The sequence below is a fragment of the Actinomadura sp. BRA 177 genome, assembly GCF_013372625.1.
In the GTDB taxonomy this organism is placed as follows: domain Bacteria; phylum Actinomycetota; class Actinomycetes; order Streptosporangiales; family Streptosporangiaceae; genus Spirillospora.
Genome location: NZ_JABXFD010000363.1, coordinates 1 through 15,609, shown reverse-complemented (window position 1 = coordinate 15,609; position 15,609 = coordinate 1). Strand labels below are relative to the sequence as shown.

Annotated in this window: 15 protein-coding genes; 10 read left to right on the top strand and 5 right to left on the bottom strand. The window is 70.2% G+C overall.

Translation table 11 applies throughout. The features are described from left to right. Window positions 1-40: 40 nt before the first annotated feature. The 5 genes from HUX53_RS20610 to HUX53_RS20590 all read left to right on the top strand — a co-directional run bounded on the left by HUX53_RS20610 (window position 41) and on the right by HUX53_RS20590 (window position 4,811). Window positions 41-892: an LppX_LprAFG lipoprotein gene (locus HUX53_RS20610; RefSeq protein WP_217919673.1), complete on the top strand. Its 852-nt coding sequence runs from the start codon at window positions 41-43 to the stop codon at window positions 890-892. Window positions 893-998: 106 nt separating this feature from the next. Then, window positions 999-1,880, top strand: a complete 882-nt coding sequence (locus HUX53_RS20605) for an LppX_LprAFG lipoprotein (RefSeq protein WP_176404853.1) — start codon at window positions 999-1,001, stop codon at window positions 1,878-1,880. Between the two features lie 328 nt (window positions 1,881-2,208). Next, on the top strand, window positions 2,209-2,772 hold the full coding sequence (gene rplJ, locus HUX53_RS20600) for a 50S ribosomal protein L10 (RefSeq protein WP_176404852.1): 564 nt from the start codon (window positions 2,209-2,211) through the stop codon (window positions 2,770-2,772). 54 nt (window positions 2,773-2,826) lie between these two features. Then, entirely contained in the window at window positions 2,827-3,213 is a 387-nt protein-coding gene (gene rplL / locus HUX53_RS20595; protein ID WP_176404851.1) for a 50S ribosomal protein L7/L12, read from the top strand. A gap of 524 nt (window positions 3,214-3,737) precedes the next feature. Further along, window positions 3,738-4,811, top strand: coding sequence for an ABC transporter ATP-binding protein (locus HUX53_RS20590; protein ID WP_309237339.1), 1,074 nt, complete (start codon window positions 3,738-3,740; stop codon window positions 4,809-4,811). On the opposite strand, the gene HUX53_RS20585 is transcribed toward HUX53_RS20590, so the two are convergent. Further along, the gene (locus tag HUX53_RS20585; protein WP_176404850.1) at window positions 4,806-5,426 is read right to left on the bottom strand and encodes an RNA polymerase sigma factor; all 621 of its coding nucleotides are present in this window, start codon (window positions 5,424-5,426) and stop codon (window positions 4,806-4,808) included. The genes HUX53_RS20590 and HUX53_RS20585 overlap by 6 nt on opposite strands. A gap of 116 nt (window positions 5,427-5,542) precedes the next feature. On the opposite strand from HUX53_RS20585, the gene HUX53_RS20580 reads away from it, so the two are divergent. The 3 genes from HUX53_RS20580 (at window position 5,543) to HUX53_RS20570 (ending at window position 9,019) form a co-directional block, all read left to right on the top strand. Beyond that, on the top strand, window positions 5,543-6,055 hold the full coding sequence (locus tag HUX53_RS20580; RefSeq protein WP_176404849.1) for a hypothetical protein: 513 nt from the start codon (window positions 5,543-5,545) through the stop codon (window positions 6,053-6,055). A 56-nt stretch (window positions 6,056-6,111) separates the two neighbouring features. Continuing rightward, a complete protein-coding gene (locus HUX53_RS20575) occupies window positions 6,112-8,220 on the top strand; it encodes a glycosyltransferase (RefSeq protein ID WP_309237338.1) in 2,109 nt (702 codons plus the stop codon). 190 nt (window positions 8,221-8,410) lie between these two features. Continuing rightward, complete coding sequence (locus HUX53_RS20570; RefSeq protein WP_176404848.1) at window positions 8,411-9,019, top strand: TenA family protein; 609 nt, start codon at window positions 8,411-8,413, stop codon at window positions 9,017-9,019. Between the two features lie 40 nt (window positions 9,020-9,059). On the opposite strand, the gene HUX53_RS20565 is transcribed toward HUX53_RS20570, so the two are convergent. Next, window positions 9,060-10,151 (bottom strand): alkene reductase, encoded by a 1,092-nt coding sequence (locus HUX53_RS20565; protein WP_176404847.1) that lies wholly within the window; start codon window positions 10,149-10,151, stop codon window positions 9,060-9,062. 169 nt (window positions 10,152-10,320) lie between these two features. Between HUX53_RS20565 and HUX53_RS20560 the strand changes: the two genes are divergently transcribed. Beyond that, a complete protein-coding gene (locus tag HUX53_RS20560) occupies window positions 10,321-10,749 on the top strand; it encodes a MarR family winged helix-turn-helix transcriptional regulator (RefSeq protein ID WP_176404846.1) in 429 nt (142 codons plus the stop codon). Window positions 10,750-10,848: 99 nt separating this feature from the next. On the opposite strand, the gene HUX53_RS20555 is transcribed toward HUX53_RS20560, so the two are convergent. Genes HUX53_RS20555 through HUX53_RS20545 form a run of 3 tightly spaced genes read right to left on the bottom strand, consistent with a single transcriptional unit; the run spans window position 10,849 to window position 14,330 of the window. Further along, entirely contained in the window at window positions 10,849-13,092 is a 2,244-nt protein-coding gene (locus tag HUX53_RS20555; protein ID WP_176404845.1) for a cation-translocating P-type ATPase, read from the bottom strand. A gap of 27 nt (window positions 13,093-13,119) precedes the next feature. Continuing rightward, complete coding sequence (locus HUX53_RS20550; RefSeq protein ID WP_176404844.1) at window positions 13,120-14,064, bottom strand: hypothetical protein; 945 nt, start codon at window positions 14,062-14,064, stop codon at window positions 13,120-13,122. 56 nt (window positions 14,065-14,120) lie between these two features. Beyond that, entirely contained in the window at window positions 14,121-14,330 is a 210-nt protein-coding gene (locus HUX53_RS20545) for a heavy-metal-associated domain-containing protein (protein ID WP_176404843.1), read from the bottom strand. A gap of 188 nt (window positions 14,331-14,518) precedes the next feature. On the opposite strand from HUX53_RS20545, the gene HUX53_RS20540 reads away from it, so the two are divergent. Then, on the top strand, window positions 14,519-15,382 hold the full coding sequence (locus HUX53_RS20540) for an Fpg/Nei family DNA glycosylase (RefSeq protein ID WP_176404842.1): 864 nt from the start codon (window positions 14,519-14,521) through the stop codon (window positions 15,380-15,382). Window positions 15,383-15,609: the final 227 nt, after the last annotated feature.

The following is a 15,609-nucleotide window of genomic DNA, read 5'->3' as shown; positions in this document are numbered from 1 at the left end:
CTGGGAACACCAGAAGGGCGACAAGGGAGGCTCAACCCTCATGAACCGACGACTCGTGGTGGCGGCCGGCGGTACTGCCGTGGGTGCCGCGCTCGTCCTGTCCGGATGCAACGGGGACGGGTCGGCGAACACGGAGAACATGAAGCTCAGCGCCGGGCAGGCGCTGCTGAAGACGTCCCAGAAGGCGGAGAACGCCGACACGTTCAAGGCCGACCTCACCGTGACCGGCACCGGGGACGGCGCCGGCAAGATCCACGCGGACGGGCAGTTCCAGCTGCGCCCGACGCTGAAGTTCAGCGCGAAGCTGGACGAGTTCAGCCGCAACGGGCAGAGCGTGCCGGGCGCCAAGGGGCAGGCGGTCTTCACCGACAACGTCCTCTACGCGAAGGTCCCGCAGCTCGCCCAGTTCGTCAGCAACGGCAAGCCCTGGGTGAAGATCGACGTGAACCAGGTCGCGCAGCGTACCGGGTTCGACGTCCAGGGCCTGGTCAACCAGGTGCAGAAGGTCGACCCGGCCGAGCAGACGAAGATGTTCACCGGCTCCAAGGACGCCCGCCGGGTCGGCACCGAGACGGTCGACGGCGTGCAGACGACGCACTACACCGGCACGGTCACCGTGGAGGACGCGCTGAACCGCCTCGACGCGCAGGCGCGCGAGAAGGTCGGCAAGTGGCTGCCGAAGGACCGCGCCAACGGAAAGATCAACTTCGATCTGTGGACGGACGGCGACAACCTGCCGCGCAAGATCGTGTCCAAGGCGAACGGCTCACAGGGCGAGACCGGGTCGGTGACCGTCCTCTACAGCGACTACGGCGACTCGTTCACCGTGAACGCGCCGCCGTCCGACCAGGTGGGCGAGCTGTCGATCGGCTCGTTCCTCGGCGGCAACTGAGAGCGAATCACGACGATCCGGGTGAACCGAACAGGGTTCTCCTGCGTCTGATCTAGACGTCGCGCCCGTGCGCCCGGGCGACCCGCTGACAAGGAGAACTCCCACGATGATCCGTCGTTTCGCCGCCGCCACGGCGCTGGCCACCGGCCTCGCCCTCTCGATGACCGGCTGTCTCGGTGACGCCGGGAAGAAGGTGGACGAGGCCGGCAAGAACCTCAAGCTGACCGCCGCGCAGGTGCTCGGCAAGGCCGCGGAGAAGACCGGCCAGACCGACTCGTTCAAGGCCGACATGTCCATGCTGATGGCGGGCACGTCCGAGGGCGACGTGACGATGAACGGCACGATGCAGTACCGGACGAAGCCCGACCTCGCCTACAGCATGAACTTCACCGACATGGCGGCCGGCGGCAAGTCGATCGGCGGCATGGAGCAGCGGCTCGTCGGCCGGACCATGTACATGAAGATGTCGATGCTGAGCGCGCTCGGCGGCAACTCGGCCAAGCCCTGGTTCAAGATCTCGCTGGACGAGCTGGGCAAGCAGTCCGGCCTCAACATCGAGGAGCTGCTGCAGCAGTCGCGGCAGATGGACCCGGTCCAGAACACCAAGATGCTGACGGCGTCCAAGGACGTGCGCGAGGTCGGCAAGGAGACGGTGGGCGGCGTCGAGACGACCCACTACACCGGCACCTACCGGACGGCGGACGCGATCGCCAAGCTCTCCCCGGAGATGCAGGACTCCTACCGCAAGAACTACACGGCGTCCGGCATGGAGAACATGCACTTCGACCTCTGGGTGGACGACCAGCAGCTGCCGCGCCAGCTCAAGATGAAGTCGGACCAGACGGCCGAGGGCACGCTGACCATGACGATGAAGTACCGCGACTACGGCAAGCCGGTGCAGATCGCCGCGCCGCCGGCGAGCCAGGTCACGGACTTCAGCGAGCTGATGGGCAAGCTCGGCGCCGGCGGCGGACTCCCCGGCGCCTGATCACCCGCACGCACGACCGAGGGACCGCGACCCGCACCGGGTCGCGGTCCCTTGTTCAGTTCGACTTGATTTGAATATTCGGTCGCCAGTCCATACCCTGTTTGACGCCGAAGACCGCCGGTCGTCGCCTCCGCGTGAGGTGACCGAAGGACCCGACTCAGTTCGGGCGGCCTGCGTAGGTGAGACGAGAGCTTCCGCATGGCCTCCGTGCCTTGCCTGGACGCCCCGTGCGCCTGCGCCGGGGCGTTTTTTGGTGGATCGGCGTCCCAGCCCCCGTTGCCGTGGGACGGGCGCGGATCGGACCACCCAGGTAATCGGAAGGAGGGCTATGGCCAAGGCCCACAAGGACGCGGCGATCGCCGAGCTCAAGAACGAGTTTCAGAGCTCCAGCGGCGCCGTGCTGACCGAGTACCGCGGGCTCAGCGTCGCGCAGGTCAAGGAGCTGCGCGACAACCTCGGCGAGAACGCGCGGTTCCGCGTGGTGAAGAACACGCTGACCAAGCGCGCCGCGAACGAGGCCGGTGTCGACGAGCAGTTCCGTGAGCTGCTCGAAGGCCCGTCGGCCATCGCGTTCGTGCGCGGCGACGTGGTCGAGGCCGCCAAGGGCCTGCGTGACTTCGCCAAGGCGCACCCGATGCTGGTGATCAAGGGCGGCTTCATCGACGGTCAGTCGATGGACGCCGGCGAGATCACCAAGCTCGCGGACCTCGAGTCGCGCGAGGTTCTCCTCGCCAAGCTGGCCGGTGCGATGAAGGGCTCGATGGCGAACGCCGCCGCGCTGTTCAACGCCCTGCCGACGCAGGCGGCCCAGCTCGCCGAGGCGCTGCGCGCCAAGCGCGAGGGCGAGGGCGAGACCGCCGAGGCACCCGCCGCCGAGGCGTCCGCCGAGTAGGCGCACCCGCGGTTCCGTACACCCGAGATTTCAAGCCGTAGCGGAGGAAACATCATGGCGAAGCTCAGCACCGACGAGCTGCTCGACGCTTTCAAGGAGATGACCCTTCTCGAGCTCTCCGAGTTCGTGAAGCAGTTCGAGGACGTCTTCGACGTCAAGGCCGCCGCCCCGGTCGCGGCCGTCGCGCCGACCGGCCCGGCCGCCCCGGCCGCCGAGGAGGCCGCCGCGCAGGACGAGTTCGACGTCATCCTCGAGGGCGCCGGCGACAAGAAGATCCAGGTCATCAAGGAGGTTCGCGCGCTGACGAGCCTCGGCCTCAAGGAGGCCAAGGACCTGGTCGACGGCGCGCCGAAGCCGCTGCTGGAGAAGGTCAACAAGGAGGCCGCGGACAAGGCCAAGGAGGCCCTGGAGAAGGCCGGCGCGACGGTCACCGTCAAGTAGGTAGCTCCAGAGCTCCGGAGCCGCGGCTCCACCGCTCTCCAAGGAGGCGGTCACCCCTGCACGGGGGTGGCCGCCTCTTTCGCGTTCCGGGTGCTCAGACCTGCTCAGGGGGCGGTCGTTTTCCTGTGCGGGAGTGATAAAGGTGCGCGGAAAAGCGTGTGCCGCGACGGGTTGTGTGGCCGTCCGCGGGCGGCGTAGCGTCCCGTCCTGACGCTGTGGTCACACTGGGCCGTCTCCGTCCCAGCCGCCCGGGCTTGAGGGGCTGGTTCTTGGACCACTAGCCTCATAGGCGCCGTAAGTAACGATTGTCTTACGACGTCGCTTTTGGTCGCTGATCTGGACCGGAACCCCTTCCATTCGGACGGCGGACCGCTACGGTAGTGAAACCCGGCGCGGCTACCGGACGGTAGCAACACAGCGGACACGCTGTGTCACGACTGCAAGAGAGTTACGCCAGCAAGAGCCTGAGTGCTACTCGCTCATTGGTTCGGGATTTCCCCCCCGGCCTGGACGAAAGGTGACGAGTGGGCGTCGAGATCAGAGTCGAGGGCCTGACCAAGTCCTTCGGCCGCCAGGTGATCTGGCAGGACGTGTCGCTGACCATTCCCGCAGGTGAGATCTCCGTTCTTCTGGGCCCGTCCGGTACCGGCAAGTCGGTGTTCCTGAAGTCGCTCGTCGGGCTGCTCAAGCCCGACCGCGGGCACATCTGGATCGGCGACCGGGACCTGCCCCACCTGCCCGAGTCGCAGCTGTACGAGACCCGCAAGCTGTTCGGCGTCCTCTTCCAGGACGGCGCGCTGTTCGGCTCGATGAGCCTGTTCGACAACATCGCCTTCCCGCTGCGCGAGCACACCAAGAAGTCCGAGTCCGAGGTCAAGCGCATCGTCCTCGAGAAGATGGAGATGGTCGGCCTGCTCGGCGCCGAGCACAAGCTGCCCGGCGAGATCTCCGGCGGGATGCGCAAGCGCGCCGGCCTCGCCCGCGCGCTGGTGCTGGACCCCGAGATCCTCCTGGTGGACGAGCCGGACTCCGGCCTCGACCCGGTCCGCACCGCGTTCCTGAACCAGGTGTTCATCGACCTGAACGCGCAGATCGGCGCGACGTTCCTCATCGTCACCCACGACATCAACACGGCGCGGACCGTCCCGGACAACATCGGCCTGCTGTACCAGCGCAACCTCGCCATGTTCGGGCCCCGCGAGATGCTGCTGTCCAGCGAGGAGCCGGTCGTCCGGCAGTTCCTCAACGCCAGCAAGGTCGGCCCGATCGGCATGTCGGAGGAGAAGGACGCCTCCGAGCTGGAGGCCGAGGCCAAGATGGGCCTCGACTCGGGCAAGCTGCCCCCGATCCCGCCGCAGCAGATGACCAGCAACGGGATGCTCCGGACCGGCATGCACGCGCCCGGCGCGTGGTGCGCGGCGCACGGCGTCACCCCGCCGCCCGGCTCGTTCATCGACGACCTCGGGCGCAACTGGGTGGAGGAGTGGCCGCGGTACGTGGCGTCCATGACGCCCGTCGGCGCCCCCGCCGCGGGCGGGCCCGCCGCCCTGCACGCCCTCCTCTCCGCCGCCGCCCGCCCTCGGAATGGTCACTCATGACACTTCCTCAGCGCCGGCACCGCCGCTTTTGTCACCCTTGACGAGCGGCCGGGCGGCCTCGGCGGCCGACGTACCGGTGTCCGACAGCCGGTCGGCGAGGCGGCGCAGGCCGCGGTAGGCGGCGGTGCGGACGGCGCCCGCGCGCTTGCCGAGGACCTTGCCGGCCGACTTGGCGTCCAGGCCGACGACGACGCGCAGCAGCACCGCCTCGGCCTGGTCGCGGGGGAGTTCGGAGATCAGCCGGAGGGCCTCCCCGGTGGCGATGCCGTCCAGGGCGTCCAGTTCGGTGTCGCCGTCCGCGGCCATTGTGACCAGTTCCTCGGCGGGCAGGTCGGCGGCGGGGCGGCGGGACTTGCGGCGCAGATGGTCGAGGGCGCGGTGCCGGGTGATCGTCGCGGTCCAGCCGCGGAAGCCGTCCAGGTCGCCGCGGAAGGAGCGCAGGTCGCGGGCGATCTGCAGCCACGCCTCGGACGTCACGTCCTCGGCGTCCGGGCCGACGAGCGCGCCCGCGAACCGGACGAGGCGGGGCTGGACGTCGCGGTAGAGGACGCGGAAGGACTCCTCGTCGCCGTCCTGCGCCGCGCGCAGCGCACGACCGAGTTCGTCCTCGTCCATCGCGCCATTGTGCAGAAATTCTCACCGTGGTGTGACACGTACTCAGGGGTTCGCGCTGAACGTATGACGCCTGGCTCGCCCGGACGCCGCCTCCCCGCCCCGAATACTGGACGAATATGATCGGCAACTCCCCGTATGACCGGGACGAACTTCTCGTCCCCGGCATCTCACCGGTCACCGAGCCACTGACGGACCCCTTGGCGGAGCCGTCCACCGATGCGAAACCGTTAACCGAGGCTGCCCCCGTTTTCGTCGACGCGTCCGGATGGCGGGCGCGGGTCGGACGGCGGCTGGGCCTGACCGTCGGAGCGCTTCTCGTCGTGTTCCTCGGTGCGTTGGGCCTCGGCATGACCACGGGGACGGATGTGCCGCTGACCCCGTGGAGCGAACCGCCCGCCCATCCGCGCGTGAAAGTGAGCCATCCCCAAGTCACGCCGACGAAAACGACCGAACCGCCCGTCGCCGCTGAGCCGGAACCCACCCAGCGGGTTGTGGTCCCCGCTCCGTCGACCGCGCCCAAGCCGTCGTCTACGCTGAGACCCACGCCGACGGTGACCGCGTCCACGACCCATCCGGGCAAGTCCCAGGCGAACCCGCCCGCCTGGGGACGCAAGAAGAAGAACCGCTGACCGTGCGACGTAGCGAGCCACGCGGTCACTGGGTTCTGCTCTTACTCGGTGGGCTGGTGCTCACCGTGCTCCTACTGCTGGACGGCTTCGCGCACGGCGCCGTCGGTGAGGCGCCTAGGGACGAGCCAACGCGTCCCGTACCGGCTCCAGCCCAGGCTCGCTCCGCCGGGCCCGTCCTCAACCTCGCGGGCGGCGTACCGCGCAGCCGCCGCCTGCCGCCGAAGACGATCGCGCTGACCTTCGACGACGGCCCCGACCCCGAGTGGACGCCGAGGATCCTGGACGTCCTGCGCCGCCACGACGCGCACGCCACGTTCTTCACGATTGGCGCGCACGTGGCCGAGAACCCGGCGCTGACCCGCCGCATTCCCCGCGAAGGCAACGAAATCGGCTCGCACACGTACACGCACGTCAACCTGGCCACCGCGCCCGCCTGGCGGGGACGCCTGGAAATGGACCTCACGCAGCGGGCGCTGGCGGGCGCGGCGGGAGTCCACACCCGGCTGATGCGCATGCCGTACTCGTCCCGTCCGGACGGCCTGACCGAACCGGAGTGGCGCGCGGCCGAGCGGACGGGCGCGGCCGGCTACATCGTCGTCCTCACCGACCGCGACACCGAGGACTGGGCGCGGCCCGGCACCGCGAAGATCGTCCAGACGGCGCTGGCGGCGGAGCGGCGCGGCGAGGGCGCGGTCGTGATGCTGCACGACTCGGGCGGCGACCGGGCGCAGACCGTTGCGGCCGTGGAGCGGATCATCGACCGGCTCCAGCCGCGCGGATACCGGTTCACCACGCTCACGCAGGCGCTCGGCATGCCGTCGGCGGAGGTCCCGGTGCCCGCGCACGAGCGGGCCGTCGGCTGGACGCTCGTCGCCGCGCAGCGCGCCGCGTGCGCGCTCACCGGGACGATGGGCGCCCTGTTCGTCGCCGCCGGGATCCTGTACGTGCTGCGGCTGGTGCTGCTGCTGGTGTTCGCGCACGTCCACATGCGCCGCGTCCGCCGCCTGGGTCCGCCCGTCATGCCGGAGATGACGGAGATCGGGGAGATGCCGCCCGATCCGTTCCCGCCCGTCTCGGTGGTCGTCCCCGCGTACAACGAGGAGGCGGGCATCGCGGCGACGATCGGGTCGCTGCTCGACACCGACTATCCGGGCATCGTCGAGGTGATCGTGGTGGACGACGGCTCCACCGACAGCACCGCAGCGATCGTCGACAGCATCGGCCTGCCGGGCGTCCACCTGATTCGCAAGCCGAACGGCGGCAAGCCGAGCGCGCTGAACGCCGGACTGTTCGTGGCCCGGTCGGAGATCCTCGTGCTGGTGGACGGAGACACCGTCTTCCAGCGCGACACCATCCGCCACCTCGTCGCGCCGTTCGCGGACCCGTCCGTCGGCGCGGTCAGCGGCAACACCAAGGTCGCCAACCGGGGCGGCATCCTCGGACGCTGGCAGCACATCGAGTACGTCATCGGATTCAACCTCGACCGGCGGATGTTCGACATCCTGCAATGCATGCCGACCGTGCCGGGTGCGATCGGTGCATTCCGGAGGTCGGTCCTAGCCGAGGTGGGGTGCGTGCCAGGCGACACCCTGGCCGAGGACACCGACCTCACCATGGCGATCTGCCGAACCGGGGCCCGCGTCGTCTACGAGGAAAAGGCCCTCGCCTGGACGGAGACACCGTCGTCCCTGCGCCAACTGTGGAGGCAGCGGTACCGCTGGTGCTACGGGACCATGCAGGCGATGTGGAAGCACCGCCGTTCCGTCGTCGAAACCGGTGGTTCAGGCCGGTTCGGACGCCGCTGCCTGCCCTACCTGGCGGTGTTCCAGGTGCTCTTCCCACTGTTCGCACCGGCCGTTGACCTCTTCGCCCTCTTCGGACTGCTCTTCCTAGACCCCGCCGTGCCCGTCCTCACCTGGACGGCCTTCGTCGCCGCGCAGGCCGCCGCCGGTGCCTACGCCCTATGGCTGGACGGCGAAACCGTCCGTCCACTGTGGGTACTGCCGCTCCAGCAGTTCGTGTACCGGCAGCTCATGTATCTGGTGGTCGTCCAATCGGTGGTCACGGCGCTGCTAGGGGCGCGCTTGGGGTGGCACACCGTCCGGCGTACGGGGACCTTCGCGGTGGGCCGGGAACAATCGCGGGGACCCGTCGGTTACACATGACAGCCGGTGTGCCTGGTGTCCCCGGGCCTCACCTTTTGCCTTCACGGAATACCGTCCGGCTGGAGCCGTGTTGTGCCTTTCGCCGAGAGGCGACCCACACACCGGCCTCAAGACCAGAACCCCCGCCGCATGCCGGCGGGGGTTCTGGTCGTTTCTGGGGCAAGGTCGTTTCTGGGGCAGACTGGCGGCCATGAGTCTCGCCGCGCACCTGGAAGACCTCGGCCGCCCCCTGATCGAGGAACAGCTCAAGCACCCCACCGTGGCGGGCATCGCCCAAGGGGACCTGGACGAGGCGGTGTTCCGCTCCTGGCTCGAACAGGACTACCTCTATCTGCACGACTACGTGCGCGTGTTCTCCCGCCTCGCCTGGCAGGCCCCCAACGCCCACGTGGGCGACCTCGTCGACCTCGCCTACTCGACCTTCCACGACGAACTCGACCTGCACCGCTCGCTCTCCGCCGGGTTCAACGCCGACCTGGACGGCGCCGAGAAGGGTCACGCCTGCGTCGCCTACACGTCCTTCCTCCTGGACAGCGCCGCCGTCTACACCGAGGGCCTCGCCGCCCTCTACCCCTGCATGTGGGGCTACTCCACCCTCGGCCAACGCCTCGCCGAAAACCCGCCGTCCGAACCCCGCTACCGCCGCTGGGTGGACACCTACGCCGACCCCGGCTTCGCCGACCTGACCCGCCGCATCGCCCAGATGATCGACGAGTCCGACGCCGACCGCGAAACCGCCGAACGCTTCTTCCTGGAGGGCATGCGCCACGAACTGGCCTTCTGGGACGTCCCCCTGTGACCCACATCCCGGCTCGCGGGTTTGTGTCCGGTGTAGAGCGTCAAGTCGTGGGCTGGGGGACGAGAGCCGCCGGGTAGTCGGTGTAGCCCTCGGCGTCGCCGCCGTAGACGAGGCTCGGGACGTGCGTGGCAAGAGGGGCGCCCGTGGCGAAGCGGTGCGGGAGGTCGGGGTTGGCGATGAAGTGGCGGCCGAAGGAGAAGACGTCCGCCAGGCCCGCCGCCACCACGACCTCGCCGGCCTTCTGGGATGTGGGGTGGGGGCCGTTGAAGTTGCCGATCAGGGTGCCCGACCAGCGTGGACGCAGGTCGGCCAGCGCCCCGTAGGCGCCGCGCTCGATGACGTGGAGGTAGGCGAGGCCGAGCCGGTCGAGGGTGTCGACGAGCGTCCGGTAGGTGCCTTCCGGGTCCTCTTCGGCGATCTCGTTCTCCGGGTTGTGCGGTGAGATGCGCAGCCCGACGCGTTCTGGACCCACCTCGGCGGCGACGGCCTCCACGACGTCCACCGCGAACCGCAGGCGGCCGGTGCGGGAGCCGCCGAACCGGTCGGTGCGCCGGTTGGTGTTCTCGGCGAGGAACTGCTGGACGAGGTAGCCGTTCGCGCCGTGCACCTCCACGCCGTCGAACCCGGCGCGGATCGCGTTGCGCGCCGCGGCGGCGAAGTCGGCGATCGTCGCCTCCGCCTCGGCGGTCGTCATGGCGCGCGGCGTGACGTGCTCGACATCGCCCTGGCCGGTGTAGATCGGCTCGCCCTCGATCCGGACGGCGGACGGGGCGCGGGGCGTCGCCCGGCCCGGCAGGTTGAGCGGGTGCGTCATCCGGCCCACGTGCCAGAGCTGGGCGAAGATCGTCCCGCCGGCCGCGTGGACGGCGCCGGTCACCTCGCGCCACCCGGCGACGTGCGCGTCCGTGACCAGGCCGGGGATGCCGGGCCCGCCCTTGCCGAGGACGTGCGGCCACAGCCCCTCGGTGACGATCAGCCCGGCCGTCGCGCGCTGCGCGTAGTAGGTGCCGGTCAGCGGGTGCGGCACGCCGGTCGCGTCGTCCGCACGGCCGCGCGTCATCGGCGCCATCACGATCCGGTTGGGCAGCGACAGGTGCGGGCCTGCGTAGGGGGTCAGCAGCGGGCTGCTCATCGGCTTCGCCTTTCCGGCGCGGTGGCTTCTGCCGGGAGCGTGCCGGCGGGGTAGGGCTCGCGTTCGATCATGCTCGGCTCCTTATTTTACATGTACATGCATGGATTGTATGTGCATGCAGATATTGGCACTGCAGGTAAGGTGGTGTCAACCAGGAAGCGGGTGTGAGATGAGCGTGGACGAGAAGGCGGCGGACGGCCCGCTCTGGGACGGTGTCGTGACCCTCCACGGACGCGTCGAGAGTCGGCTCGCCAAGGCCGTGCAGAGCCGCCACGGCATCGGCCTCTCGGAGTACCGCGCGCTGTGCCGCCTGTCCCGCGCCGACGACGGCGAGCTGCGCATGCAGGAACTGGCCGACCTCATCGGCCTCAACCAGAGTTCCGTCAGCCGCCTGGTCGCCCGGCTGGAATCCGCGGGCCTCACCCGCCGCGACATGTGCCCCAAGGACCGCCGCGGCGTCTACACCGTCATCACCGACGAGGGCCGCGCCGTCCAGCGAAAGGCGGCCCCCACCTACGCCGAAACGCTCACCGCAGCCCTCGACGACGCCGCGAACGACCCTGCCCTCGCCCCGCTCCTGGCCACCCTGCGTCCCTGACCCGATCGCCTGCACGCCTGTTTCTCGTGAAACAGGCGTGGCGAGCCGTATGCGCGAGCGCGCGGTCCCCGGGTGGGGGCCGCGCGCTCGTGGGTGCGGTCAGTTCTGCGTCGTCAGGGGCTTGAAGCGGCGCAGGCGGAGGCTGTTGCTGACCACGAAGACCGACGAGAACGCCATCGCGGCGCCCGCGATCATCGGGGTGAGCAGGCCGGTCGCCGCCAGCGGCAGGGCCGCCACGTTGTAGGCGAACGCCCAGAACAGGTTGCCCTTGATCGTGCCGAGCGTGCGGCGCGACAGGCGGATCGCGTCGGCCGCGGCCCGCAGGTCGCCCCGCACCAGGGTCAGGTCGGACGCCTCGATCGCCACGTCCGTCCCGGTGCCCATCGCGAGGCCCAGGTCGGCTTGGGCGAGCGCGGCGGCGTCGTTGACCCCGTCGCCGACCATCGCCACCGTCCTGCATTCGGACTGGAGGCGCTTGACGACGTCCACCTTGTCCTGCGGCAGGACGTCGGCGATGACCTCGTCGATGCCGACCGTGTCCGCGACCGTCCGGGCCACCTTCTCGTTGTCGCCGGTCAGCAGGACCGGGCGCAGGCCGAGCCCCTTGAGCTGGTCGATCGCCTCCCGGGAGGTCGGCTTGACCTGGTCCGCGACGGTGATCACCGCGCGGGCCGCGCCGTCCCAGCCGACCGCGACGGCGGTGTGGCCGAGCGACTGCGCCTTCTCCATGGCGCGCTCCAAGTCGGGCGTCAGGTGCTGCGCCCATTCGGCGAGCAGCTGCGGACGTCCCGCGAGGACGCCGTGACCGTCCACCATTCCCTGGACGCCGAGGCCCTCGATGTTGGCGAAGTCCTCGACCGTGCCCAGCTCGCCGACCCGTTCGGACGCGCCGCGCGCGATCGCCTGGGCGATCGGGTGCTCGGACGCGTTCTCCAGCCCCCCGGCCAGCCGGAGCACCTCGTCCTCCGACACGCCGTCGGCCGTGATGACGTCGACCAGGGCCATGCGGCCGGTGGTGACGGTGCCCGTCTTGTCCAGGACGACCGTGTCGATCGCGCGGGTCGACTCCAGCACCTCGGGGCCCTTGATCAGGATGCCGAGCTGCGCGCCGCGTCCCGTCCCGACCATGAGGGCGGTCGGGGTGGCCAGGCCGAGCGCGCACGGGCAGGCGATGATCAGCACGGCGACCGCGGCGGTGAACGCGCCGGCGAGGGGTTCGCCGGTGCCGATCCAGAAGCCGAGCGTGCCGACCGCGAGCGCGATCACGATCGGGACGAAGATCCCGGAGATCCGGTCGGCGAGCCGCTGCACCTGCGCCTTGCCGGTCTGCGCCTCCTCCACCAGCCGCGCCATCTGGGCGAGCTGGGTGTCGGCGCCGACGCGGGTCGCGCGCACCAGCAGGCGGCCGCCCGCGTTCACGGTCGCGCCGACCACGGTGTCGCCCGGCCCGACCTCGACCGGGACGGACTCGCCGGTCAGCATGGACGCGTCCACGGCGGACGAGCCCTCCGCGACCGTCCCGTCCGTGGCGATCTTCTCGCCGGGACGGACGACGAACACGTCCCCCACGGAGAGGCTGTCGACCGGGATGCGCTCCTCGCGTCCGTCCCGGATGACCGAGACGTCCTTCGCGCCCAGTTCGAGCAGGGCGCGCAGCGCGGCGCCGGCGCGGCGCTTGGACCGCGTCTCGAAGTAGCGTCCGGCCAGGATGAACATGGTCACGCCGGCCGCGGCCTCAAGGTAGATGTTCATCGACCCGTCCGAGCGGGTCATCGAGAACTCGAAGCCGTGCTTGATGCCCAGCTCGCCGGCGGTGCCGAAGAACAGCGCCCACAGCGACCAGCCGAACGCGGCGATCGTGCCGAGCGAGATCAGCGTGTCCATGGTCGCCGCGCCGTGCCGCAGGTTGATCGCCGCGGCCCGGTGGAACGGCCAGCCCGCGTACACGACGACTGGCGCGGCGAGCGTCAGCGACAGCCACTGCCAGCCTTCGAACTGGATCGCCGGGATCATCGCCATCGCGATGACCGGCACCGACAGGACGACCGACGTGATCAGCCGCTGGCGCAGCGGGCGCAGCCCGTCGTCCGGCTCCGCCGGGGAGTCGGCCGCCGGCGCGGCCGGGAGCGCGGCGGTGTAGCCGGCCTGCTCGACCGTGGCGACCAGCTCGTCCGGAGACACCCCCGCGGCGAACTCGACGCTGGCCTTCTCGGTGGCGTAGTTGACCGTCGCGGTCACGCCGTCCATCTTGTTGAGCTTCCGCTCGATGCGGTTGGCGCACGACGCGCACGTCATCCCGCCGATCGCCAGCTCGATACGCTCGGACTCGACATCCGTGCTCATCGCTCCTCCTTTGCCTCGATCGTGCGGTCAGTGCGTGTGCGGCTGGTCATCGTGCGCCGGCTCTTCCGCCGGTACCCCGGCATCGCCCGCCTGCACGGTGAATTCGGCGGTGCGGACCTCGCCGCCGTGCTTGAAGTCCAGGTAAAGACGGTATGCGCCGGCGCTCGGTGCCTCAGCGAAAAACGTGATGCCGGGGCCCGGCTTCGTCTCGCCGTCCCCCGGCTCCCCGTCCGGGTGGACGTGGAGGTAGGCGAGGTCGCCCTGCCGCAGCGCGACCAGGTGCCCGTACGCCTCCAGGTACGGCTGCAGATCGGTGACCGGCTTGCCGTCCTTGCTCACGGTGAGGGTGAGTTCGGTGGACTTGCCGGGAGTGAGCCCGCCGGTGAGCCTGACCTCGTACCCGTCCACCTTCGCGACCCGCTCGGGCTGCGGCAGCGGGGTGCGCCGCATGTCGCCCGGGGCGAAGACGTCGGTGCCGAGGGTCAGCTGGCGGGCCGCGCCGTCCGGCTGGACGTCGGTGAAGAACCGGTACACACCGGGCTTCGGCAGCTCGATGGGGACGGTCCAGACGCCTCCCCCGATCTCGGTCGGGTGCAGATGCTGGAAGCCGGACAGGTCGCGCTGCGCGACGATCAGGTGCAGGCGCTTGCCGTGCAGCGGCGTGAAGCCGGTGACGGGCTTGCCGTCCGGTCCGTTGATCGTGAACCGGAAGTCGGTCTTCTCGCCGGGGGTCACGATCGTCGTGCGCGGGGTCAGCGTGTAGCCGTCCTCGGACACCTGGAGCCCGCCGGGCGCGTGCCCTGCGGCCGCGCCGCCGTGCCCGCCGGTGCCGTGCCCGCCGGTGCCGCCCTCATGGGACGCCATCTCCGCCGTGCCCCCGATGGGACCGGCCGCCTTGCCGACCCCGGCGGCGCCGCCGAAGACGACGGCGAGGCCCAGGGCGTACACGCCGACCTTTGTCGCGCTGTTCATGCCGTTTCACTCCGCTCGATCTACGTCGGGGCGCGCCCCGGAGGGCGCGCACCCGGTCATGACTGCTGCAGCTGGTATCCGGCCTCTTCGACGGCGTCCTTGACCCGGGCGTCGTCGAGGGGTGCCTCGCTGGTGACGGTGACGCTGCCGGTCTTCAGGTCGACGTCCACGGCGGTCACGCCGGCGATCTGCTCGACCTCCTCGGTGACCGAGCTCACGCAGTGGCCGCAGGTCATCCCGGTGACGGTGTAGGTGGCGGTGCTCATCGGCATCTCCTTCGCTCATTACCCCTAGGGGGTATATCGACGGCTTAATGCTGTCATAACCGGACGCCCCTGCCAACCCCTAGGGGGTACCCGTGTATTTCGAGATCTGGGTCACAGCGACCCCCGGGGTTGTCCACAGGGCTGTGGACGACGTTCCGGCAGCGCGGCTCGTCGCGGATACTGAAGCCATGCCTGAGCTACCTGAGGTGGAGGCGCTGGCGGGGTTCCTGCGCGAGCGCGTGGTCGGCCATGCCGTCGCCCGCGTCGATGTTCTCGCCATCTCCGCGCTGAAGACGTACGACCCGCCGATCACCGCGCTCGGCGGGCTGACCGTCACCGGCGCCGCCCGGCATGGCAAGTTCCTCGACCTGGACGTCGACGGGGTGCACCTGGTGATCCACCTGGCCCGCGCCGGGTGGCTGCGCTGGCGGGACGAGATCCCGGCCAGGCCCGTCCGGCCCGGGGGCAAGATCCCGCTCGCGCTGCGCGTCCACCTGGACGACGGCTCCGGCTTCGACCTCACCGAGGCCGGCACGAAGAAGGGCCTCGCCGTCTACGTCGTCCGCGACCCGTCCGACGTGCCGGGCGTCGCCACGCTCGGCCCCGACCCACTGGACGACACGTTCACGACCGAGGCGCTCGCCGGGATCCTGAACGGCAAGCGCACCCAGATCAAGGGGCTGCTGCGCGACCAGCGGGTGATCGCCGGCATCGGGAACGCCTACTCGGACGAGGTCCTGCACGTGGCGAAGATGTCCCCCTTCAAGATCGCCGCAACGCTCACCGAAGAGGACGTCGCCGTCCTGCACGACGCGATCGTCACCACTTTGCGGGACGCGGTGGAGCGCTCGCGCGGCCTCGAAGCCCAGGACCTCAAGGGCGAGAAGAAGACCGGCCTCCGCGTGCACGGGAAGGCCGGCCAGAAATGCCCGGTCTGCGGCGACACGATCCGCGAGGTGTCCTTCGCCGACTCGGCCCTCCAGTACTGCCCGACCTGCCAGACCGGTGGCAAGCCGCTCGCCGACCGCCGCATGTCCCGCCTCCTCAAGTGAACCGGCCCGGCTGAATCCGGCCGGGCGCGGCGGGGAGGCGGCGTATCGTGTCGCGAGCGAACCCCCCGCTGATCACCTCGGTCAGGAGCCGCCATGGGATACCCCCCGCCCCCCCCCGCCGGACCGGGGCGGCCCGGCTACGGTCCGCCGCCCCGGTCCGACGGGTGGGGGCGGGGGGTATTCCATGGCTGTCCCATATACACATCTCCGAGCACCCGCAGAGGAGT